Origin of the sequence: Variovorax sp. PBS-H4 (assembly GCF_901827205.1) — a bacterium.
Lineage (GTDB): Bacteria > Pseudomonadota > Gammaproteobacteria > Burkholderiales > Burkholderiaceae_C > Variovorax.
Genome location: NZ_LR594677.1, coordinates 25,165 through 47,688, shown reverse-complemented (window position 1 = coordinate 47,688; position 22,524 = coordinate 25,165). Strand labels below are relative to the sequence as shown.

General features: G+C 62.7%; 25 protein-coding genes and 2 pseudogenes. 23 read left to right on the top strand and 4 right to left on the bottom strand.

Annotation, left to right across the window (positions count from 1 at the left end; genetic code table 11):
• Nucleotides 1-23 precede the first annotated feature (23 nt).
• The 23 genes and pseudogenes from E5CHR_RS31275 to E5CHR_RS31165 all read left to right on the top strand — a co-directional run bounded on the left by E5CHR_RS31275 (nt 24) and on the right by E5CHR_RS31165 (nt 18,763).
• The gene (locus E5CHR_RS31275) at nt 24-362 is read left to right on the top strand and encodes a hypothetical protein (RefSeq protein ID WP_159597459.1); all 339 of its coding nucleotides are present in this window, start codon (nt 24-26) and stop codon (nt 360-362) included.
• Entirely contained in the window at nt 359-1,570 is a 1,212-nt protein-coding gene (locus E5CHR_RS31270) for a replication protein RepA (protein ID WP_159597424.1), read from the top strand. Before E5CHR_RS31275 ends, E5CHR_RS31270 begins: the two co-directional genes overlap by 4 nt.
• Nucleotides 1,567-2,046: a thermonuclease family protein gene (locus E5CHR_RS31265; RefSeq protein ID WP_159597425.1), complete on the top strand. Its 480-nt coding sequence runs from the start codon at nt 1,567-1,569 to the stop codon at nt 2,044-2,046. Before E5CHR_RS31270 ends, E5CHR_RS31265 begins: the two co-directional genes overlap by 4 nt.
• 9 nt (nt 2,047-2,055) lie before the next feature.
• Entirely contained in the window at nt 2,056-2,271 is a 216-nt protein-coding gene (locus E5CHR_RS31260; RefSeq protein ID WP_046534443.1) for a hypothetical protein, read from the top strand.
• 294 nt (nt 2,272-2,565) lie between these two features.
• Entirely contained in the window at nt 2,566-3,087 is a 522-nt protein-coding gene (radC, locus tag E5CHR_RS31255) for a RadC family protein (RefSeq protein WP_159597426.1), read from the top strand.
• A gap of 1,006 nt (nt 3,088-4,093) precedes the next feature.
• Nucleotides 4,094-4,411 carry a stable inheritance protein KleA gene (gene kleA / locus E5CHR_RS31250; protein ID WP_232062358.1) on the top strand — a complete coding sequence of 106 codons (318 nt, stop codon included), beginning with the start codon at nt 4,094-4,096 and terminating at the stop codon, nt 4,409-4,411.
• A gap of 60 nt (nt 4,412-4,471) precedes the next feature.
• Entirely contained in the window at nt 4,472-5,278 is an 807-nt protein-coding gene (locus tag E5CHR_RS31245; protein WP_159597427.1) for a DUF3560 domain-containing protein, read from the top strand.
• A gap of 86 nt (nt 5,279-5,364) precedes the next feature.
• Complete coding sequence (locus tag E5CHR_RS31240) at nt 5,365-5,547, top strand: hypothetical protein (protein WP_159597428.1); 183 nt, start codon at nt 5,365-5,367, stop codon at nt 5,545-5,547.
• A 3-nt stretch (nt 5,548-5,550) separates the two neighbouring features.
• On the top strand, nt 5,551-5,946 hold the full coding sequence (locus E5CHR_RS31235) for a hypothetical protein (protein WP_070697979.1): 396 nt from the start codon (nt 5,551-5,553) through the stop codon (nt 5,944-5,946).
• A 24-nt stretch (nt 5,947-5,970) separates the two neighbouring features.
• Nucleotides 5,971-6,264 carry a hypothetical protein gene (locus tag E5CHR_RS31230; protein WP_159597429.1) on the top strand — a complete coding sequence of 98 codons (294 nt, stop codon included), beginning with the start codon at nt 5,971-5,973 and terminating at the stop codon, nt 6,262-6,264.
• 100 nt (nt 6,265-6,364) lie between these two features.
• Nucleotides 6,365-7,336, top strand: a complete 972-nt coding sequence (locus E5CHR_RS31225) for a DNA-binding protein (RefSeq protein ID WP_225011477.1) — start codon at nt 6,365-6,367, stop codon at nt 7,334-7,336.
• Between the two features lie 182 nt (nt 7,337-7,518).
• Nucleotides 7,519-8,505 carry a RepB family DNA primase gene (locus tag E5CHR_RS31220; protein ID WP_159597430.1) on the top strand — a complete coding sequence of 329 codons (987 nt, stop codon included), beginning with the start codon at nt 7,519-7,521 and terminating at the stop codon, nt 8,503-8,505.
• A 733-nt stretch (nt 8,506-9,238) separates the two neighbouring features.
• Nucleotides 9,239-9,595, top strand: a complete 357-nt coding sequence (locus tag E5CHR_RS31215) for a single-stranded DNA-binding protein (protein ID WP_070697982.1) — start codon at nt 9,239-9,241, stop codon at nt 9,593-9,595.
• Nucleotides 9,596-9,985 (top strand): hypothetical protein, encoded by a 390-nt coding sequence (locus E5CHR_RS31210; RefSeq protein WP_081340476.1) that lies wholly within the window; start codon nt 9,596-9,598, stop codon nt 9,983-9,985.
• Between the two features lie 6 nt (nt 9,986-9,991).
• Entirely contained in the window at nt 9,992-10,786 is a 795-nt protein-coding gene (locus E5CHR_RS31205) for a ParA family protein (protein ID WP_070697983.1), read from the top strand.
• The gene (locus E5CHR_RS31200) at nt 10,786-11,928 is read left to right on the top strand and encodes a ParB/RepB/Spo0J family partition protein (RefSeq protein ID WP_159597431.1); all 1,143 of its coding nucleotides are present in this window, start codon (nt 10,786-10,788) and stop codon (nt 11,926-11,928) included. The genes E5CHR_RS31205 and E5CHR_RS31200 overlap by 1 nt, the downstream gene beginning before the upstream one ends.
• Nucleotides 11,925-12,467, top strand: coding sequence for a DUF192 domain-containing protein (locus E5CHR_RS31195; RefSeq protein ID WP_159609098.1), 543 nt, complete (start codon nt 11,925-11,927; stop codon nt 12,465-12,467). The genes E5CHR_RS31200 and E5CHR_RS31195 overlap by 4 nt, the downstream gene beginning before the upstream one ends.
• 235 nt (nt 12,468-12,702) lie before the next feature.
• Complete coding sequence (locus E5CHR_RS31190; protein ID WP_070697986.1) at nt 12,703-13,302, top strand: plasmid mobilization protein; 600 nt, start codon at nt 12,703-12,705, stop codon at nt 13,300-13,302.
• Entirely contained in the window at nt 13,289-14,374 is a 1,086-nt protein-coding gene (locus E5CHR_RS31185) for a relaxase/mobilization nuclease domain-containing protein (protein WP_159597432.1), read from the top strand. The genes E5CHR_RS31190 and E5CHR_RS31185 overlap by 14 nt, the downstream gene beginning before the upstream one ends.
• Before the next feature lie 214 nt (nt 14,375-14,588).
• Nucleotides 14,589-15,806 (top strand): annotated as a pseudogene (locus E5CHR_RS31180) (Tn3-like element IS1071 family transposase); the annotation flags it as partial.
• Nucleotides 15,807-15,988: 182 nt separating this feature from the next.
• A pseudogene (locus E5CHR_RS31175) lies at nt 15,989-17,686 on the top strand (Tn3-like element IS1071 family transposase); the annotation flags it as partial.
• Between the two features lie 148 nt (nt 17,687-17,834).
• Nucleotides 17,835-18,239 carry an IS66 family transposase gene (locus E5CHR_RS31170; protein ID WP_159597436.1) on the top strand — a complete coding sequence of 135 codons (405 nt, stop codon included), beginning with the start codon at nt 17,835-17,837 and terminating at the stop codon, nt 18,237-18,239.
• A complete protein-coding gene (locus E5CHR_RS31165; protein WP_232062357.1) occupies nt 18,236-18,763 on the top strand; it encodes a hypothetical protein in 528 nt (175 codons plus the stop codon). Before E5CHR_RS31170 ends, E5CHR_RS31165 begins: the two co-directional genes overlap by 4 nt.
• A gap of 45 nt (nt 18,764-18,808) precedes the next feature.
• On the opposite strand, the gene E5CHR_RS32215 is transcribed toward E5CHR_RS31165, so the two are convergent.
• The 4 genes from E5CHR_RS32215 to E5CHR_RS31145 form a co-directional block, all read right to left on the bottom strand.
• Nucleotides 18,809-19,117 (bottom strand): LysR family transcriptional regulator, encoded by a 309-nt coding sequence (locus E5CHR_RS32215; RefSeq protein ID WP_083944095.1) that lies wholly within the window; start codon nt 19,115-19,117, stop codon nt 18,809-18,811.
• A 451-nt stretch (nt 19,118-19,568) separates the two neighbouring features.
• On the bottom strand, nt 19,569-20,297 hold the full coding sequence (locus E5CHR_RS31155; protein WP_232062356.1) for a dienelactone hydrolase family protein: 729 nt from the start codon (nt 20,295-20,297) through the stop codon (nt 19,569-19,571).
• On the bottom strand, nt 20,260-21,447 hold the full coding sequence (locus E5CHR_RS31150) for a muconate cycloisomerase family protein (protein WP_198161201.1): 1,188 nt from the start codon (nt 21,445-21,447) through the stop codon (nt 20,260-20,262). Before E5CHR_RS31150 ends, E5CHR_RS31155 begins: the two co-directional genes overlap by 38 nt.
• Nucleotides 21,440-22,519 carry a maleylacetate reductase gene (locus E5CHR_RS31145; RefSeq protein WP_068673271.1) on the bottom strand — a complete coding sequence of 360 codons (1,080 nt, stop codon included), beginning with the start codon at nt 22,517-22,519 and terminating at the stop codon, nt 21,440-21,442. Before E5CHR_RS31145 ends, E5CHR_RS31150 begins: the two co-directional genes overlap by 8 nt.
• Nucleotides 22,520-22,524 lie beyond the last annotated feature (5 nt).

Here is a 22,524-nt window from a genome sequence, read left to right as displayed (position 1 = left end):
TCGTACATGGGAGGCACCGAGCAATGAAGACCTTCGCACGCTGGCTGCGCCGCAACATGCTGGTGCCCCTGCTGCTTGTCCTGGGGGCCGGCGCAGCCGCCACGATCTACCAGTCGATGGAAATCGACGCCCTGGGCTATCGCCAGTTGCAGAACGCCTACAAGACCGGCTCCAGCGCCTTCCAGGCGCGTGTCGCCGAGGCGATGCAGAACGGCACCGTGAGCCGTTGGGAACGCACCGCCCTGCTGCGGCAGTATTGGAGCGAGAGCCACGCCCTTGCGGTTGAGCTTGAAGTCGGAGAAATCGCCGCCGAGCGGCAGGCGCTGGCCGCACTGGTCGGCGGACAGGAGGGGCATTCATGAGCAGAAAACCGACAACGACAGGGCGAACACGCGCCGCGCCGCCGTTCAATGAAACGGACTACCGCGATGCGCTCATGCGCGCAGGCATGAGCGAAGAAGACGCGGCCAGCCTCGCCCGACGCACGGCCGAGGCCCGCAAGGCATCGGCCGACGCTGCCGCGCCGGCCTCGGAACTCCTGGGCCTACCGTCCCCGGCCGACGAAGCGGCCTTCGAGTCCAGCGCGGCGGCCGGCACGCCGGCCAGCAACGCACCCGCGAAGAAGCTCGCGCGCACAGCGAAGGAGAAGCCGATTCGCGCCGTCTTCGACTACCGCAACGGCAAGATTCCCGAGCGCGTGCGCGACCTGATCGAAGCCCACCTTGCCATCGAGCGCGAGGACGCCAAGAGCGCCGGCACGCTAGGCTTCATGACTCGCGCGCTCGCCATCGCTACGCTGCCGCACAGGCGGCAGGACGAATACCGCTTCGTTCGCAAGAACGGCGACTTCGTGCTCACGATGATGACGGCCCACCCCGAAGGGCTTCCCTTCGGGACGGTGCCGCGCATGCTGCTGACCTGGGTTTGCACGGAAGCCGTGCAAACCGGCGAGCGCGTCTTGCACCTGGGCAATTCGCTGGCCGAGTATCTGGACGAGCTGGGCATGCACAGCTCGGGCGGCAAGCGCGGAGACATCACGCGCCTGAAACACGCCATGACGACGCTTTTCAGCGCCGTCATTTCGTGCCACTACGAGGGGGCCGATTCGTGGGCCTTGTCCAACGTCCTGCTGGCTGATCGCGTCGAGTGGTGGCAACCGCAGAACCCCGAGCAGGCCGGGCAATGGCAATCGAATCTCCAGCTTTCCGAACCGTTCTTCAAGGAGTGCATCGAGCACCCCTTGCCGGTTGACGTTCGCGCGATGCGCTCGCTCGGAAAGTCGCCCCTGGCGCTGGACATCTATGTGTGGCTGTCGCACCGCATGAGCTACTTGTCGCGCCGCACGACCATTCCCTGGGTGTCGCTCGCCGGCCAGTTCGGTGCCGGCTACGCGATGGACGAACAGGGCTTGCGCGACTTCAAGCGCGCCTTCCTGCGCGAGTTGAAGCATGTGATGGTGGTCTATCCCGAGGCGAAAGTCGCCGATTCGCCGAACGGGCTTGTGCTGTACCCAAGCCCTCCGCATGTGCCGTTCAGCAGCGCGCCTAAGCAGCGCCGGCTTCCGCTATGAACCGCCGCCAGTTCCTGGCCGCGCTGGCCTGCGCCTGCACGCTCGGCTTCGCCTCGGCCGCGCGGGCCGACTTCGCCGGCCCGGTGATCGCCATCCTTGACGGCGACACCATCGACGTGCTGATTGACCGCCAGCCCGTGCGCGTGCGCCTCGCGCAGATCGACGCGGCCGAGAAGCGGCAAGCCTTCGGCACCCGCTCCCGTCAGGCGCTTTCCTCGCTGGTCTTCCGCCAGTCCGTCACCGTCGCCGATGCCGGCCGCGACCGCTACGGCCGCGCGCTCGGCACCGTCTATGTCTCCGGCGTCAACGTCAACGCCGAAATGGTTCGCCAGGGCATGGCCTGGGTGTATCGCCAATACGCGACCGACCGAAGCCTGTTCGCGCTGGAGGACGAAGCACGCGCCGGCCGGCGCGGCTTGTGGGCCGACCCGTCGTCGGTTCCGCCGTGGCAGTTTCGGCATCGTCAACACGAATAAGGTATCGGTATGTCAGAGCGCATCAATCCAGATTTTTACACCGTCAAACATGCTCCGCTCGGTGAGCTTATGAGCATGGAAAAGACGGACATCGTTCAGATGGAGCTAAAGCGCCGAGCGGCCGAGGCGCTGCAACAGGCTTACGCACTTTATCTGAATGCCTTCGGCGATGCTGCGGCCGGGCAGTTTTCCGACGATGCCGGGCGGCTGGTTCGTCACGAATAGAACCAGGACATTACTCACCCCGGCATAGCCGGGGCCGGGCTTTCGTGCTTCGCATCGAGCCTGCGCACTTCGCGCTTGTCTCGACCCCTTCGGGCGTCAATCCCTTTCGGACGCGCTTTGCGGTTCGGGTTTGGATTGCTTGCTCTCTTTCAGGTTATCACGCCGTTCTCGGCGTCAAGGGCTGCGCGTTCCGCTTGCGGCCTGCCGGCCGTTCCACCCCTGACGCCTGCGCTGCGGCGTGCTGCCTTCGGTCGCAAAGGGCAATCCCGCCCTACGTTCAACCGGAGGTTTCACATGGTTCAGATGAAGCTGTCTTTCGACAACATCAACAGCGACGAGTCGCTGTATGTCCGAGACGCTGACGGCGTATATCAGGTTGCCACCGCCGCCCAGGTTCTGGCCGGCGCTCGCAAGGCCGCCGACTCGCTGGCCCTTCCGGGCCAACAATTCAGCAGCCCGCAGGCAGTCAAAGACTTCCTGGTCGCCAAGCTGGCGGGCATCGAACACGAAGTGTTCGGCGTCATTTTCACCGACAGCCAACATCGGCTGATCGCCTACAAAGAGATGTTCAGCGGCACCATTGATGCCGCGTCCGTGTATCCACGGGAAATCGTGAAAACCGCCTTGCGGCTGAACGCTTCCGCGCTCATTTTCACTCACAACCACCCAAGTGGCATCGCTTCACCTAGCGAAGCTGATAAGCGCCTAACGGCCCGGCTCAAAGAGGCGTTGAGCCTTATAGACGCGCGCGTGCTCGACCACATCATTGTGGCCGGCTCCAGCACGCTATCGTTCGCCGAACACGGCCTTCTATGAAGAATGGGGCTTTGCCCCATTCCTTCAACGTGCGGTAATGCCCAATGGCGACAGGCCCGCGCGATCGAGGCGCTGCGGCTGTCACCAAACCCGTGCAATTCCGCCGCCAGTGATCCACGTCGGCCAGCCGTCCGACCACTGGCGGGTTCCTGCCCACATACCCACCGGCCTGCTACGGGAGTAGTAGGCACCCTTCGCGGCCCGTGGATATGTGGACAGCATTCAAAGGCCGGCCACTGGTGACACCGCGGCCGACCAGGTGCGCGGCCGATGTCACCATCGGCCAGTCTGGTGACAGGCAGATCCATCGAGCTGGATTCGCCCGTCACCATCCCCAAGATGGCGACACGCCATCGAGCTGGCCAGCTCGGCCGCGTCACCAACGATTCCCCTTCATGTGGTGACAGATCCCGCCGGCGCCGGCGGGATGTTCGTCACCAACAAGCCCGACCGCCTTCGGCGTCGAAGACGCCCTTTCCCCCACCCTGCCCAGGGCAGGAGGGGGCGGTGTGTAGGCCCGCGCAGCGGGCAACCAGTCCATGCACACCGCGACACGTCGCCGTGCTGCACACAAGCCCGCAGACTGCCGCCACGTCGGCAGACTGCACACAGCCGGGCCGGCTGGTTCATGCACGCTGCCCCCGCCGCTGGCGGTGGAGAAAGGCGGCTTTGCCGCTACGCAGCCGGCGCGGCCGTCTGGTTGTGCCGCCTGCGTCGGCCGTAGGGCGCTCGCGTTCCGCGCCCGCCCTTGGTGGCATGTCGTCATCGTCCGGTGGCGTTGCTCCACTGCGCACCTTTCGCCTGCCCTAGACGGTAGTCCAGCCATGCCGTCGCTCCAAGGGCCGGGCAAGCCCTGAAATCCTCACCCGTTCGCACTCGCTGCGCTCGCTTGCGCTGCGGCTTCCGGTTTCTCCCTTTCCGCGCCGTCCTGTCCGGCCCACCTACGGGCAATCACGGCGAAAGGCACTCAGCGGAGCAAGGTTCAACACCACAGGAGAAATGCGACATGACTCACCAACAAGTTCAGTTTGAAAAGCCGGCTCAAGCATCTAGCAGAGCAGAGGTTGAACAGCAGAAAACCGGGGGAATGAAGCCGATGAAAAACAAGGTAATGGCGTGGGTGGACGTGCTGCCGGGCGTGGAAGCGACGGGGCTTCAGGCCAAGCGTGACGACATCGCCGAGCTGATGGCCGAGGCGGCCGAGCTGACCCGCAAAGCCGAGGAACTGCGCAGCCGGGCCTATTTCGCCGCGTGCAGCCTCGAAGGCGAAGCCCGCAGCCGCTGGACGCTGGAGCAGATCGACGCAGCCAAGCGCAACGCCTGACAACTTCCCGGAGTGCCCCAGGCGGGGCGCTCCCCTTCTCAACTACCAGGAGCAAAGACCATGAACGCATACGAACAGAAGCAAGCCGCCCGCAAGGCCCGTTACGAGGAACGCGCCGAGCAGGCCAGCGCCGAGAGCGCGAGCACCTACAACCGCGCCCGAGACATGGCCCAGGCGATCCCCTTCGGCCAGCCGATCCTTGTCGGCCATCACAGCGAGACGCGCGACCGCAACTATCGTGACCGCATCCATACCACCTATGGCAAAGCCTTCGCCCTGCAAGACAAGGCCAAGCACTACGAGCAGAAAGCGGCGAGCGTGGGCACTGGCGGCATTTCGAGTGACGACCCGGACGCCATCGAGAAGCTGCGCGCCGAGCTGGCGAACGTCGAGCAGGCCCAGGAGCGCATGAAGGCCGCGAACAAGGCCATTCGCACCCACAAGACCGAGGAAACACGCATTGCCGCACTGGTGGCCCAGGGTTTGACCGAGGCCCAGGCGGCCGAGCTGCTGAAACCGGACTTCGCGGGCCGCGTCGGCTTCCCGTCCTACGCCTTGAGCAACAACAACGCGAACGCCCGCCGCATCGCTGGCCGCATCGCCGAGCTGGAGAAGCGCCGCCAGCGTGTCGATGTAGAGCAGGAGGCCGAGGGCTACACCTACCGCGAGGACACCGAGGAAAACCGCGTCATGTTCGTGTTCCCCGGCAAGCCCGACGAGGCCACGCGCGCCCTGTTGAAGCGCCACGCCTTCAAGTGGTCGCCGTCCCGTGGTGCCTGGGTTCGCCAACTGAACAACGCCGGCATTTGGGCCGGCCAGGAAGTGAAAAAAGCCCTGAATGCGCTTACCAAAGTTGGTGACGTGTAATAGCCAATCTGGTATATTTTGGACTAGGCGCAGTGTCCAATAGGAAGGCCGGGAGCCCGGCCTTCCCATCCTGAAAGGAGGATGACATGCGAATCATCGACGACCTGATCGTGAAGACTGCAACCGCAATCCTGCGCGGCGTCATGGCGGTTGGAGCTGGCCTTGTCTATGTCCAGTTTTTCGCCCTGACCGTCGCCGTTTCGATGGTCGGCACCACCGCCCTGGCGGTGATTCTCGCCGCTGCCAAGGCGGCCATTTTCGGAGGTTGAACAATGGCAACGAAGAAGGCGCACACCGCCGAGCTGATGAAGCTGGCCGGAGAGCTGCCCGCACTTATCGAGGGATTGGAAGCGGACATTGCCGCCGTGTCCGCTCGCATGGCCGAGCTGAAAAAAGCCGGCCTTGTGTACGCAAGCGAGCACTGGCGCAAGGACGCGAACGACGAGCCGAAATACTTCTATCTGCTGTATCCGCAGAAGCACGGAGAGCCGCGCCGCCGCGACTACATCGGATGCGATGCGGCCAAGATTGCCGAAGCCCGCGCCGGCATCGCTCGGGCCAAGGAGTACGACGAGCTGGCCGCCCGCCTGTCCAGCCTGTCGGGCCGCGTCCACCACGTCGCCGGCACGCTGCAAGACGCCCGCCGCTACCTCACCAGCAAACGCTAACCCCCGCCACGGAGGCAACGACCCATGACCACCACCATGACCCTGCCCGATGGATTCACCGCCAAGGCGCTGGACGCCGCCGCGTCCGCGCTCGATGCCGTCGCGGCCGGCCTGCCCTTCCAGGTCGATGACCTGATCGCCGGAGCGATGGCGCTCGAATGGATGACGACCAACACCACGCAGGCGGCACAGACCTATGACCTGCTGCACCGTGTCCGCGTCCTCGTGAACGGCCGAGGCTTCGCCCGGACGACCGAGGGGCGCGCAGAAGCTGGCCGGCTGGTGTCGATGGTGCGCGCCCTGCGGGCCGAGCACTGACCCCCCACCGGCCGGGCAACCCCCGGCCATTTTTACCCCTTGCGCGGTAATAATAGTAATAGTATTATTACGACTACAACGACGAAAGGAGCGCCGAGTCATGGCACTGAACCAGGAAATCAAAGAACGCATCTTTGCCGCCGCCGATGAACTGCACGCGGCCAGCCCGAACGGCGAGTTCCCGAACGTCGAAGCCGTTCGCCAACTCAGCCGCGCCGGCATGAACAACGTGGTCGAGGCCATGAAGGAATGGCGCGCCAAGCAGCGCAAGCAAGTGCAGGCCGTCCGCGAGCCGCTGCCGGCAGAGCTGCACGGCGTCTTGCAGACAGCCGGGCAAAGCCTTTGGGAGACGGCGCAGCAACTGGCGAACGAATCGCTAGAGGCCGCGCGGGCCGCCTTCGAGGCCGAGAAAACCGACCTCACCGAGCTATCGGCGCAGCAGTCGGCCGCCTTCGAGGCGCAGACGGGAGAGCTGGAAGCCGCCCAGGCCCGCATTGTCGAGCTGGAAGCCCAGGCCGCCGCCGCCATCGAGCAGCAGCATAAGCAAGCCGGCGAGCTGGCCGAGCTGCGCACGCAGCACGAAGACAGCCAGCGCCGCGCCACCCTGGCCGAGCAGAAGGCCCAGGAGACGGAGCACCGGGCGGCCGAGCTACGCGCCGAGCTGGATCGAGCGCACCAGGACGCCGACCGCTTGCGCCAAGAACGCGACGAGGCCAAGGCCCGCCGCGATCAAGCCGACGTGCGCGCCGAGGAAGCCGAAGGCGAGCGCGACGACGCCCTGCGCCAACTGGCGGCCGGCAATGCCGAGCTGGCCGGCCTGCGCGCGAAGATGACCGCCGAGGCCGAGCAACACGCCGAGCAACGCAAGCGCGCGGCCGAAGAAGTTCACCGCAGCGCCGAACGCATGACCAAGGCCGAGAGCGAGCGCGACAAAGCCCGCGATGCCGCCGCCACGGCCCGCGAGGACGCGGCGAAGCTGCGCGGCGAGCTGGAGGCCGTCAAGACGCAGAACGCCGCCCTGCTGGCCGCCTTGAAGCCCGCAGCGCAGTCGAAGCGCCCGCCGAAGGCTTGACCTTCGCCATTGGTGACGCGATCGCGGCCAGGCCCGGGCGGCCGCGTCACCAATCGAACCCGGCCGCGTGGTGACAGGAAGATCCACCAGGTTGGCCAACTTTGTCACCAATGGCCCCGCCGTAGTGGTGACAGCGCATCGAGCTGGCCAGCTCGCCGGCGTCACCAACGAAGGAGAACAGCATGCAGCACGACCGAACCCGCGCCGCCGTATCCCGCCAGCTCAAGGGCATGGGTGCGAGCCTGTACGAAGTCGGCATTCGCCACGCAGAGCGCGGCATGCTCAATCGGGAGTGGAGCGAGGCCGACATCATGAAGTCGCTGGACTGGCTCAAGCGCGAGAACTTCAAGGGCTGCGACATCTACGTTCGCCCGGCGCGCTCCGCGCCGAGCCGGCTCATTCTGGTGGACGACTTGAGCATGGGCACGCTGGCCCGGCTCCAGGCCGGCCCCTACCCTGCCGCCGTCACCGTGCAGACCAGTCCGGGCAACTATCAGGCGTGGATCAAGCTGGACGACGACATGCCGGCCGACGTGCGGCGCGAGGTGGCCCGCCATCTTGCGCGCGAGTACGGCGGCGACCCGAATAGCGCCGACTCGGCGCACTACGGCCGGCTGGCCGGCTTCACCAACCGCAAGCCCGAACACATCGACGCGGCGGGCCGTTCGCCGTTCGTACTGCTGGACAGCTACAACGGCCGCCCGGCCAGTGGCGCGGCCGAGCTGGTGCAGATCGCGCGAGGCGTGATCGAGCGCGAGCGCGAGCAAGCCCGCAGCATGGCCGCGCACGTCCAGCGGGAGGCCCGCAACATGCCCCAGGCCGCGACCAGGACGCCGCAGACGGCCCAAGAGCTGGCCGAGTGGTATCGCAGCCTATGGCACAGCCTGAAAACGCAGTTCGGCGGCGACTTCGACGCCAGCCGGGCCGACTGGATGGCCGCCGTCGCCATGTTCCGCAAGGGCTACGCCTTCCAGGACGTGGCCGACGCCATCGCGCAGCACAGCCCAGGAATCGACGGCCGCAAGGGCGCGGCCGTGGCCGACTACGTGACCAGGACGGCCGGCAAGGCCGAAATCTGGCACGAGCTGAAAGCCCAGGGCGCAGACTATGCCGACGTGGCCGACGCGCTGCTGTCACTCGCCCAGGATCGCGCGCAGAACCGGCCCTAGCCTCGGCTGGCTTGTGGATAAGCCTGTTGATGGCCGAAGTTATCCACGATGAACTTGTCTTGCCTAAGAAGGCCAGCCGAATCAAGGGCTTGCGTATCCAATCCACAGAACGGCGCGATGAATCTATCTTGCGCCCTGCGCTGAAACTGTCTTGCCGCTACGCTGAAACTGTCTTGAGACGGCGCGGCCAGGATGGCCGGAAAGCCTTACAGGACAAGGCTTTGCGAGCGTTCGCGCACCCATCCCCCTATAGCTTTTGCCTGTAGGTTTTTCTTTCCTATAAATATTTATTGCCTGTAGTGGGAGCGCCCGGAATTGTGGACATTCCGGCCGAGCTGCGGGCCGAGCGGATCACACACCTCCCCTCGCGCGGGCCTGCGGCCCTTCGGGGAGAAAGGCGTCTTCGACGCTTGAACCCCCTACCCTACCCTTCCCCCTTTGAACCATCGCCTGCGCGCGCAGACGGGCCGCCTACGCACGTTCTCGCCCTGGGTGGCCCTACCCCACACGCCCGCGCCTTCGGCCTTCTGGCGGCCTTTTACGGCCTTTTGCGCTGCGCTCGTTTTCTGGCTTTCGTCAGAGTGCATGAAACCGCTGTTTTTCCTAGTGCGATGGCGTGCCGCTCGCGTTTCTTGTTGTTTTCTTGTTGTTTTCTACCTGTTGCATTTCCTGTTTTCTCGGTGTTATACTTCGAGCACGGCCACCTTCGGCCGTTCAACCAGGAGAAACCGACATGCAGAAGAACGTCTTCGTGGGCAATCTCGCCAAGGCCGTTGTCGTCAGCGGCAACGGTGATCGCGCCGTCGCACGCTTCACCCTCATTTCCAACGAATACGCCGGCAAGGACAAGGAAACCGGCGAGGCGCGCGAACGCTCGGTGTCGATCCAGTTCACCGCCTTCCGGGCCAAGGCCGAGGCCATCGCCAAGAACGCGATGAAGGGCGATCAACTGATCGTTGACTACCGCATCGAGAACAACAACTTCCAGAAGGATGGCGAGGACGTGTACGGCTACAACTTCGTGGTGGAGGACTTCACTTTCGGCGCTCCGGGCAAGGAGAAGCGCGAACAGTTCCGGGCGGGCCAATGAATGACGGCCGCCACCCCAAGGATGAGCGAAGCGGAGTTCGCCCGCGTCGCTGCGACGTGTAGCAAGTGGTCGGAGCGTTCCTTGGGTGTAGCGCGTGCCCTACTGGTCGAAGGTGTGCCGCTGTCCGATGCGGCAGCGGCGCACGAAATGTCCAGGCAGCAGGCGAACGTCGTTCGCAACCGCTTCATGGCGAAGGCCGAGAAGCAGCGCGTCGATGCGTTCATGGCACGCGAGAAGCCCAAGCTGGCCGCCACCGTCTTGGAGCCGTTCGACCAGGACATGCGAACCCTACGGGACAAGGGCTACACGATCCGCCAGATCGTCGCATTCCTGCGCGAACAAGGCATTGAAACCTCAGTGACAACCGTCCGCAATTTCTTGAAGGAGTAACCGGGCATGAAAACGCTAGTTCTTGCGAACCAGAAAGGCGGAGTCGGCAAGTCGGCCGTCGCCGTCCAGTTCGCCTACTACCTCGCCGACGTGCTGAAAAAGCGCGTCCTCGTGATCGACTTCGACCACCAACGCAACACGTCGAAAGCCATCCGCACGGGCGGCCTCGCCACCGTGTCCGCCATCACCAGCAGCCGCCTTCTGACCTCGAAGACCGACGCCGCGAGCATCGAGCACGCTGATTTTGTCTTGGTGCCCGGCGATGCCGAGCTTATCAAGATGGAGAAGCAGGCCGCCGAGCACAACAAGTTCGCCACGAACCTTTACACGTTCCTGGCCGACATTGCCGACCGCTTCGATGTGTGCGTCATCGACACCAACCCGAACCCGGACATTCGCCAACTGGCGAGCCTCGTCGTCGGCGACTTCGTGCTGTCTCCGCTCCAGCTCAACCAGGAAGCCATCGACGGCATCGGCGACTTGCTGAATCACGACAACATCGGGATTCGCAAGATCAAGGCGACCATCAACAAGAAGCTGGAGCTGATCGGCATCCTTCCCAACATCGTGGAGCCGACCCCCTTCCAGCGCGAGAACCTGCGCGACCTGTCGGCCGCCTTCGCCAAGCTGCTGATTCCCCTCGGTGCCGGCTTTGCCGCCATCAAGAAGACGACCGCCATTCCAGAAGCGCAAGCCGCTGGCCTGCCCGTCTGGAAGCTCGGCAAGAGCAGCGCCCGCGAAGCCTGGGCGCACATCCGCCCCGTGTTCTCCAAGATCGCCACGCAAATGGGAGTTGAGTAATGGCCCTTGACCTGTCCGCACTGGAAGAAAAGCCCGTCCCGGCCGGCCCCGCTGCCGCGCAGCCGGACGGCAAGGCGATGCGCGTCAAGCTGACCGACATCGAACCCGATCCGAACCAGCCGCGCACCGAGAAGAAGCCGGAGGAAATCGAGGAAATCGGCCAGAACATCAAGGAACGGGGCGTGAAGCTGCCCATTTCCGTGAAGCCGCACCCGACGAAGCCCGGCAAGTGGATCATCAACGACGGCGAGCTGCGCTATCTCGGCTCGGAGTGGGCCAAGGTCGAAGACATCCCCGTGGTTGTCGATGAAGACTTTGACGACTTCGACCAAGTGAACGCGAACGAAAAACGCTTCGCGCTGCGCCCGATGGAACTCGCCAAGTTCATCAAGCGCAAGCTGGACGAAGGCGTGAAGAAGGGAGAAGTCGCCCGCCGCCTGGGCAAGCCGGCGAACGCCATCACCGAGCTGCTTGCACTGGTCGAAGCGCCCGCCTGCATCGAGGCCGTCTATACGTCCGGCCGCTGCACGTCGCCGAAGACTCTCTACGAGCTGCGCGCACTCGCCGAGAAGTTCCCCGAGCAGGTGCAGGAGTGGTGCGACACGGCCGAGGACATCACGCGCCGGAGCGTGGCCGACCTGGGCGACGTGCTGAAAGGCAAGAAGAAGCCAGTCGCTCCCCTGCCCTCGCCTGCCGACGCTGGCGGCACCGACACGGGCGGCGGCGCTGGAGCTGGCACCGAAGGCGGCGACGGCGACCCGGAAAAATTTCGTCATGACGAAATTTCGGGCGGCAATCAGGGCGGCACCGACAAGCAAGGCACAGAGCCGAAGGCCAAGCCGAAGGCGACCCCCGGCACCGATGGCGGCACCGATGGCGACGACACGGGCGCGGGCGGCACTGAACCCGGCGACCTGGGCGAGTTGACCAGTTGGCCGCGTGGCAAGGCCGTATCCGACCCGGACGCCATGAAAAAGCCGCTGTTGCTGGTCGAGTACGAAGGGCGCGCGGCGGCTGTCCTGCTGAATCGTAGGCCGACCACGCCCGGCCTGATCCGCATCCGCTACGAAGATGGCGGCGGCGATGATGAAGTCGATGCCGGCCGCTGCAAGATCAACCTCTTGACGGAGAGCGACAAATGAACCGGCACAGCGGCGCAGCCGCCTTTCCCCACCCCGCCCGCAAGGGCGGAAGGGGGCGGCGTGCTACATCGTGGCCCGGCCGTGCCTGGGCTGTCCTGGCCGCGCTGATCGTCTGCGGGCTGGCCGTGGCGTTTGCTGTCGGCAGACAGCAAGCCCACGCAGCGCAGCCGGGGGAAGCCTGCGACCTTCACTTTTCCAACGGCACGACCCTGGCGGGCGTGCCCGTTGCGAAAACAGTCGAGCAGCAGGCGAGGGGACTTGCCAAGCGTGACGACGTAGGCCGAGGCATGTTGTTCACCTGGGCGAAGGCGGAACCGCGCGTGTTCTGGATGCGAGATACCCGCGTTCCTTTGTCCATCGGGTTCTTTGACGACACGGGGCTTTTGTTTGCCATCGAGGACATGCAGCCGGAAACCGACGACTACCATTTCTCGATCAAGCCAGCATCCGACGCGCTGGAACTTGCACGAGGGCAGTTCCAGGCGCACGGATTGAAAGAGGGTGTCCGACTGACCGGGCGAACTTGTTCACCGCTGTAGGCCACGTTTCGATGCCAAGCAAAAGCCGCCGTAAGGCGGCTTTTTCGTTCCCATCACGAAATTCTTCCGTGAGTGTCGGGTGCAAGACCGCGTTTCCCGACAAAAGAGGGCCAAAACTTCGTCATGACGAAAAGAGTGTGGGGGGGTGTGGGCTAATGCAGGATAGGCTAACGCCGGTAGTGTGTGCTACACTACGTTTGCACATTGACCCCCCCACCCCGATTAGGAGGCACCTATGCCGCGCAAGGCCGAGATTGGGGCGACACGAGATAGCTACGTATATCGTCTTCGCGTACCCGCTCCGTTGAAGGCGCAATGGGACGAGCATTGCGCCAAGCAAGACAAGAATCCGTCCGTGGTGATGCGGGCGCTGATGCGCTACATCATCCAGGACGACATGCCTCCCGACGTTCGCCGCTGGATTGCAGAGCAAACCGAGGGCGAGCCGGACGACGGGCCGAAAGAACGCCTTGAAGTCCGTTTCACTCCGACCGAGTTCCAGGGCATCACGGCCCGTTCCGAGGCCGAGGGCTGTTCGCCGCAGCGTTGGGTTATCAACTGCGTGCGCGCGAGCCTCACGCACGAACCGCAGTTCACGATGGAGACGACGAAAGCCCTATGGGAGTCGTCCTACCAGCTTCGGGCTATCGGTCGGAATCTGAACCAGATCGCCAAGCGGTTGAACGAAGGCAAGCCGGCGAACATCAAGACCGAGCAGATAGAGAAGCTGGCGACGTACATCTACCGGCATACCGATAAGGTGGCGGCCGTACAGGACGCCAGCCTTAGCCGTTGGGGCATCCAGGTGAAAGGGGCCGGCGATGGCGAAGCGTGAGATTGACGGCGTTATCAAGGATTGGGGCGAACGCGCGGATTACGGCCGCGTCCAGGGCCGCAAGGGTAAGAACATCGCGGGCGGGCGCTATGCCAAGGCCGCGCCGACCAAGAGGCCGGCCGGGCGTGAAAAGCTGGCAGCGACCGTGCGCAAGGCTCCCGAAGTCATGGTGAAGATTTCGGGCGGCGGTAAGGACATGCGCAGCATCAAGGCGCACATGGACTACATATCGCGGAACGGGGCCGTCGAGCTGGAGGACGAGCAGGGCAGGGTTCACCAGGGCAAGGAAGACGTGCGAGCTGTCCGCGACGACTGGCGCGGCGGTGGCATCCCCTACGAGGATGGCAAGAAGCGCGAGGCGTTCAACATCGTGCTGTCCATGCCGCCCGGCACCGACCGGGCTTCGGTGAAGAATGCAGCCCGCGCCTTCGCGTCCGAGCTGTTCGGCAATCACCAGTACGTTTTTGCCGCACACGACGACGAGAAGCACCCGCACGTTCACCTAGCCGTCAAGGCTGTTGACCTGGACGGCGTGAGGCTCAACCCGCGCAAGGCCGACTTGCAGCACTGGCGCGAGACGTTCGCCGAGAAGTTGCGGGAGCAGGGCATCGAGGCCAACGCAACGCCCAGGAAGGTGCGGGGCGTGGTGCAGAAGGCCGAGAAGCAGGCCGTCCGCCACATCGACCGAGAACACGCCAAAGGCAGGCGCAAGGCACCGGCCCGCGTGTCCGCCTCGCAGCGTGAGGCGGCCGAGCTGGAGGCAAGGGCAGGGCGCAAGCACGTCAACCCGGCGCACGACAACATCATCGCGCAGCGCAAGAGCGTGCAGCACGATTTCGGCACGGTGGCGCGGGCGCTGGCAACCGGCGACCAGGACGACAAGCGCCTAGCGGTCGAGGTTGTCCAGTTCGTCAAGCAGATGCCGCCGATCAAGACGCGGCACGCCGAGCAGGTCGAGGCGTTGCAGCGGGCCACGGTGCAGCAGGGCGGGCAGGGCGTCGAGCAGACGCAGCAGCCAGGGAAGCCAAGCCCGGAGCAGGGCAGGGCAGAGGACAAGGGGCGCGGGCGTTGATGGTGACAGGCAGATCCACCAGGTTGGTGGATTCTGTCACCAACGGCCTTGACACGATTTCGCTTATAAGGGGTCTCCTCGTTTTCAGTGCAATAAGTGACGGTACGCAAAGCTAGCACTGGCGCGGGGGTGGTCTGGGTAGACCGTTGATTTCATTGACTTTCCTGTTCGCTTTGTAAACGGGTATGGTGGCCTCCCACTTTTGAGGTTCACGATGCAGGGTTGGCACACAACGTTTTTGGGGATGCGTGGGCTCCCCCGCGATATCAGCGACTTCGAGATGAAGGCATTTTTCACCTTCGATGGTGCCGAGCGCGACGCAATCAATGCACGCCGAGGTGATTCCCACAAGCTTGGTCTGGCGCTCCATATTGGTTTCCTGCGCATGAGTGGGCGTTTGCTCGGTGCCTTTCGGGTAATTCCAGTAGCCTTGTGGCGCCACCTTGGCAACGAGCTTGGCATTGCAGCACCAGAAGTCGCCTCGCTGAGAGCCATGTATGAACGCGGGCGCACGCTATTCGATCACCAACAAGTAGCCTGCACGGTCCTTGGATTCCAGTGGATGAGCGAGCACCAGCGCCGCTCACTGGTACGTGAACTGCGCGACGAAGTGGCGCGCTGCGCCGACCGCGATCAGCTACTCGTGCGGGCGCGTCAATGGCTGTACAAGAACAAGCTGGTGATCGTGCACGAGCGGGCAATTCGGACACTGATTGCGGCGGCACTTGCCCAGCTTGAAGTTGAAACAGGCACCGCCATCGCCGCCAGCGTTGATCCAGCAACACTTGATCGCTGGCGAGCCTCAGTTTCAGAGCTGCGCCCAGATGGACAAACCCAGCAGAGTTGGCTATGGGCTGCACCGGCGAAACACTCAACCCGCCAAATCAGCGAGGTACTGGAGCGCATCGACCTGCTTTACACGCTGGACGTTCATAAGCACCTGGCAGACATCCCCGATCTCATCTTGCGCCGCTACGCGCGCCGACTTGTCTCCAGGCCGCCCTCAGCCGGAGCCAAGATCAAAGAGCCAGCGCGCACCGTGGAGGTCGCATGCTTTCTTCGGTATTGCCTGTTCACCACCACAGACCAGTTGATCCTTATGGTGCAGCGCCGGATCGCCGATCTGTGGCGTCAGGCTGCCGCCGATGTCCCCGCTACCGTCAATTGGGCCGCAATGTACAAAACGCTGCTCGGCGAACTTGTTGCCTTGAGCGCGCAAGGTGCGGTGCCAGATGCTGAGTTGCGTGCCCGTCTTGAAGCCTTGATCACCGAAACCCAGAAACGCAAACCACCGAGCAGGGCCTCCCTGGTCCGCGAGGGATTGATTGATGGAATTCGCCCCGTGCGGTCGTTGCTCGTCGCCATTGCAAAGCTGCCCTGGCAGGCCACCGGCGAGCATCCTGCCATCGAGTACCTTGCCAAGCTGCAAGCTTTATCCTAGAAACGGCAGTTGCGGCACCAAAAATCGCCCAAGTGCTTGAGGCAGGAGGGCTAATCGGCGCGGCCTGGACTCACCCATTTGGAACTGCTCCGCAGCTGCCATGAACAGCCATAAGTTCCTGCCAGCAAACGATTTTCTGCGTTCACGTCATGGCTCAACTGCCGTTTCTAGGTTTATATCTCAAAGGATCCAGAAAGCTGCCAGTTGAAGTGGTGGCACCAAGTCTGGGAATGATCTGGCAGGTTTCGATCTCCAGCCCAGACCGGGAACGGGCGTTTCAGGCGTTGGAGGTGGCCACCCTGTTTGCCCTGCGCCGCGCGGTGCGCAATGGCTCGGTCTGGATTGAGCACAGCCTGAGCTTTCGGGGTCGTGCGCGCTTGTTCTTCACGGACGAGCGTTGGCAGGCAGAGTCCAAGAAACACTATGCCCGTCTATCGTTACCCAGCAAGGCTGCCACTTTCTTGAAGCCTTTGCTGGCCAGAGTAACTGCCGGTGTCGATGCGGTGGCCGCTGCAGCCCGCAGTGGCGTACTGCGCGTGGATGATGAACTCCATTTGTCGCCATTGCCCGCAGAGGACGAAGACCCAGAAGTGACCAAGCTGCGCGCGGCTTTGGATCACCGCATCGGTGAGGTTCAATTGCCGGAAGTGATTCTGGCCGTTGACGCCCAGGTGCGCTTTAGCTGGATCATGCTCGGACGTGAGCCGCGCTCTACCGACGAGCTGCTGATGGTCTATGCCGGCATCATGGCCCACGGCACCAGTCTGACTGCGGTCGAATGCGCGCGCATGATTCCGCAATTGTCTGCCACCAGCATTCGCCAGGCCATGCGCTGGGCGCGGGACGAACGGCGTCTGAGCCAGGCCTGCCAGGCTGTGCTGGAATTCATGCAGCGACACCCGATTGCCGCCACCTGGGGGCGGTCCGATTTGGCATCTTCTGACATGATGACCATGGAGACCACCAAACGGGTGTGGCAAGCCCGGCTTGATCCTCGGCGCAACACACCTTCCATTGGAATCTACTCCCATGTAAAAGACCGGTGGGGCATCTTCCATGCGCAGCCCTTTGTGCTCAATGAGCGCCAGGCGGGCGTGGCCATTGAAGGTGTCATCCGCCAAGAAAAGCTGGAGACCAGCCAGCTTGCTGTGGATACCCATGGCTACACCGACTTTGCCATGTCACATGCCCGTTTGCTTGGTTTTGATCTTTGCCCGCGGTTGAAGGAACTCAAACAGCGCCACCTCTTTGTGCCACGCGGCACCAAAGTGCCCGCAGAAATCGCTGCGGTGTGCGAAGCCAATGTCGACGTCGCTTTGATCGAAAAGCATTGGGATAGTCTGGTGCACCTGGCAGCCTCGGTCATGAGCGGACATGCCAGTGCGGTGGCAGCTCTTGCGCGGTTCGGTTCTGCCGCCCAGGGCGATCCAATCTATGAGGCTGGCGTGCAATTGGGGCGGTTGCTGCGTACGGCGTTTTTGGCTGACTACTTTGTCAAGGACGCTTTCAGGAACGAGTTGCGCCGGGTGCTCAATCGGGGCGAGGCTGTTAACGCCCTCAAGCGCGCCATTTATACCGGCCGGATCAGCCCGGCGCAGGCCAAACGTGTCGATGAAATGCAGGCTGTGGCCGATGCGTTGAGCCTGATGGCCAACATCGTGATGGCGTGGAATACCTCACAGATGCAGGCGGTCCTGGATCGCTGGTCGAACCGCCGCCAGGTCATTCCACCGGAACTGATCGGGAAGATTGCGCCCACCAGGCTGGAGAGCATCAACTTGCGGGGTGTGTTTCGCTTCCCGGTTGACCGCTATGCTGACCAAATCCTGCCTTCGCGGCCAAATGCATCGATAACTGGCACCAATGGATGAAACCGACCACGGTTTGACGCCACGAATCGCAGATTTGAAAGTGAACAGGAAAGTCAATGAAATCAACGATCTACCAACACCACCTCCGCGCCAGTGCTAGCTTTTCGTACCGTCACTTATTGCACTGAAAACGAGGAGACCCCTGCAAGTGCGCCAGCAGCAGACCAGGCCGCTGATGCAGCAGTTCCACAGCTGGCTGGCCGGGCATGCGCCCACGCTGCTGCCCAAGTCGCCGCTGGGGCAGGCCTTCGGCTACGCGCTGAGCAACTGGCAGGCGCTGAACACCTTCGTGGAGCACGGCATCCTGGAGGCGGACAACAACTGGAGCGAGCGAGCGCTGAAGCCGGTGGTGCTGTCCAGGAAGAACTGGCTGTTCGCCGGCTCCGAGCGCGGTGGGCAGGCTGCGGCCGTGGCCTTCAGCCTGATCGAGACGGCCAAGCTCAACGGGGTGGAGCCGTACGCCTACCTGCGTGACGTGCTGGAGAGGATCAACGGCCATCGCCAGGACCGGCTGCACGAGTTGCTGCCCATGCATTGGAAGCCGGCAGCATGAGCGAGCGGGCACCGCCGATGCAGGACGTGGCGCTGATCGAGTCTCTGGGCCGCGCCACGAGCCTGCAGCTGTACCAGCTGGCGGCGGTGGTCGAGAGGCTGCTGACGGACCCGCGGCGCATCGTGGCTATCCGCCGGGACCTGCACCTGGGGCAGGTGGTGCGCTTCTACGACGATCGCCACGACAAGATGCGGCTGGGACGGGTCATCGAGATGCGCGACACGCAGGTGACCCTGGAGGGCACCGAGGTGCGAGGGCAGTGGAGGCTGCCCTACGCGGCGATCGAGCCGCCCATGCCGGGTGACAGGCCGCAGACGGCCGCCGCGGCGACAGAGCCAAGCCCACCGCGACCCACGCGGGCGGACTTCCACCGCGGCCAGAAGATCTCCTTCACGGATCGCCACCTGCAGGTCCATGTGGGTGTGATCACGCGCTGCAATCCCAAGACGGCCACCGTCTCCACCGGCGACGGCAACTCCTGGAGCGTGCCCTACGGCGCCCTCAGGCACGTACTGGACGTCTGAGGGCGGAAAGCGACGAGCCCGTCAAGCACGGGGATGCTCGGACACTTACCGAGTTCCTGCAGATAACGCCGCAAGGTCAACAGCGAGCGCATCCATCTCTCCGAGGATTGCGCGCGCGCGTGAGAGCACTGTTCGACCCGCTGCGGTGAACTCCGCCGAATGCGCTGACCGCCTGAGTAACTGTGTCCCCAGGCTTTGCTCAAGCTCAGTGACGCGGCGGCTAACCGCTGAGGGCACTAGATTCACCTGCCGTGCCGCGCGGGATAGACTGCCGTGCTCTTCTATCGCGAGGAGTACTCGAAGATTCTGCGGGTTGAGGTGAGCGCGGGCGCTTGTCGGTAAGTGCCTCGTCATACGGGCGTTTGCCTCACCAAAAATATCGAGTTTGCACTCTCTATGTGGTTGGAAGCATAAGGTACAAAACAGTTCCTGAAAGTCGCCAAGCTACGAGCGTCATCATGTCGCAGTGTGGCCCCCTCACAAATTGCGATCTATCCTTCTACTTGCAGATAAGAATGTGAGCGAACCGCCGCGAATTTCTTATCCCGCCGACTTCTGCCTCTGCCTCTGCCTCTGCCTCTGCCTCTGCCTCTGCCTCTGCCTCTGCCTCTGCCTGTGCCTCTGCCTTCTGACTTCGCCTCTGCGTTTACCTGTCGTCTGCTGCCTGCTGCCTGCTGCCTGCTGCCTAGGCTCAGGGAAGCCCGCAAGGCGGGTCAGAACAATGTCGAAGGAACCACATGGTGGTACTTCAGCGCAAAGAGCTAGTTTACCTCTGGCCGCGGACCTAAGCGCGCGTCCACCATTCTTAGCTTACGTTAGCCTTGAGAAAGCTGACCGTGGACTCGAACGATTTCGTCGCTGCGTCAGGTGCATACCCGAATGAGCGAATCGAATTGAAGAATCCGTGACCGGCACCTGCATATACAAGTGTTTCCTGCTGGCCAGGCTTGTTCAAGGCCTTCTCTAGGATTTCCTGAACCGCCGGCGGGATATGAGCATCTTGGTCACCTACATGCACCTGAGTGGGACACTTCAATGAAAAGAGCGACTCCTGATAGTCTTGGACGCGAACTGGGTAGAAGGAAATACAGGCATCGATACCGCCGTTCGCAGCCATGTTAAGCGCAAACTTCCCGCCAAGGCAGAAACCGAGGACACTCACCCGACCATTGCAGCTCGGGTGCGCTCTCAAAGCGTCCACTGCCGCATAGCAGTCAGCGACACCAAGGGTTTCGTCCATCGATTCCCACAAACCGATTGCCTTTGTACGCTCCGCATCGGAATACCCGAGCTCAATGCGAGGGGAGATCTGGTTGAACACGTCCGGAACGAGCACGGCGAAGCCAGCGTCAGCAAATTGCTCGGCCGCCAAGCGCATCGCATTGTTTGCTCCGAAAATTTCGGGCAGCAAAACGATTCCTGGCTGCGGTGAGTCTGCCCTCGACGTGAAGTACCCGTCAAAATCGCCGTGCGCAGAAGGAATTCTGAAGTTAAAGCTATCCATTTTTTCGTGCGTAGAAGTTGATTTTCTCATGGTCAAGCTGGACCCCGAGCCCGATTCCGTCCGGAACGACCACTTCGTAGTCCCGATAGACCGTAGGTGCAGTCGTAAGGTCATCGGCTAACAGCAGCGGACCAATCAGCTCGCATCCCCACGCGAGCTCCGGCAGCGCGCTGAATAGCTGAAGGCCCGCGGCTGTCCCGATGGAACTCTCTAGCGCCATGCCACCGTAAATCGGAATCCCGGCAGCCTCAGCCACACCCGCGGCCTTGTACGCTCGACGGATGCCACCACCCTTGGCGATTTTTACGCCATACACGTCAGTCGAACAGGCCTTGAAGGAGGCGTATGCATCATGGCTGTCCCAAAGACCTTCATCGGCAGCAATGGGAATATCCAGGCGCGCTGCGACCCGCGCCATACCTTCATGGTTCCACCGCGGAAGTGGTTGCTCGATCAACCCAAAACCCGCCCTCTGCAATCTGGGCAGCAGGCGCATGCAAGTCGGTTCGTCCCAAGCTTGATTGAGGTCTACCGTGAACACGGCGGCGGCGTCGATCTTCCATACAGCTTCGGCCGTTTGAATCGCGCGGGCCGTCTCCTCCAAAGGATCCCCCATTCCGATCTTAAGCTTGAAGGTTCGATGCTTTTTCGCCTCGAGTTGCCGCTCCGCGTCTGCAACGTCGTATGAGAGATCACCGGACGCTAAAGCCCACAGTACAGGAATCGAAGATCGTGCCCGTCCACCGTAAAGCGCGCTGACCGGTACACCGTACAACTTGCTCACAGCGTCATGCACGGCGACATCGACCGCCGCTTTGGCAAAGTTGTTTCTGGCTGACGCACGGTCCATCGCTTTGAGAATTAACTCGTGAGAAAAGACATTGACGCCCCGCACGGCCGGCGCTAGGTATCTATCTATGATCTCCTTGATGGTCTCGCTGCATTCACCACCCCAGAAAGCAGTGCCGGCGGGGGTTCCGCCCTCGCCATAGCCGACGGCACCACTACTGGTTCTCAGAGTAACCATTACGAGCGACTGTGTCCCGTGCGTTCCACTGGAGTGGTTGTGAACTTTCTTCAGTGGCAGATCGACGATTTGAGTTTCAATCGACTCGATGGTGTCGGTCGGCGCTCCACCGGTTTGTGCACCTAAGGTTTGTTGGCTGGACATGTTATGCATGCGGAGAATTTGATTGATCCGGACGCACACCGCCCCATGCGTTCCTGAGCAGCTTTTCGATGGCGCCAGCACTGAGCGGCACTGGGTTCGCATATGGCTTGCTCATTACGGCCTGAACAACAACAGGAATGTCCGATTCAGCCATGCCGAGGTCCTTCAAAGCGACTGTGGCGCCGCTGCTCTTGGTCATGTCGTACAGCTTGGCCGGCACGTCGCCGCCTCCAAGTGCACGCTCCATAATCTTGAGTGCGTCTGTCACGGCAGGCGTGTTGTAAGCGAGAGCATGCGGGAGTACCACCGCGTGTGTCTCGGCATGAGGAAGATTTAAAGTTCCCCCTAACGTATGACAAAGCTTGTGGTGCAGTCCCATGGAGGTGGACGCCAGACAAATCCCGCACAGCCATGATCCATACAGCGCGCTCGCACGAGCGTCCAGATCGGCTGGATCTGACTTGATGCGCGGAAGACTGTCGTATAGGGCAGTAATTCCCTCTGACGCCATCAACGATACAATCGGATTGCAATCCTGCGCATAAAGCGCCTCAGCGGCGTGGGCTAAAGCATTTAAGCCGCTCGCAACAGACATTAAGGGCGGAAGAGTGAGCGTCAGCTCAACGTCGTAGACAACGGTTTCCGGCAGCACTCTAAGTGTCCGCTGCGTCGTCTTTACTCCGTTTTCGGTTTGCCCCAGTATTGGTGTCATCTCCGAGCCGGCGTAAGTCGTCGGCACCACGAGCTGAGGTAGATCGGTGTGCAGTGCAATTGCCTTAGATAGACCGATGGACGACCCACCACCAATGGCCACCACCCCGTCTATAGCTTGCTCTTGCACAAGCTCCAGAACACGGGCCGTAACATCAGTGGGTGTGTGCATGGCAGCGCCCGAAAAGGTCGCCGCGTGCAAATCACCAAGGCGAGCCTTCACGCGGTCGGCATCCGCAGTCTGCTGTGAGGTGGAGACAACCAGAACTCGCCGGCAGCCAAGGGCCTCGACCTCCCGCTTCAATGCGGATATCGTCCCACGGCCGAAGACTACCCGGCTGGCTAGGCCCTGATATGTGAAGTCAGGCATCGCAG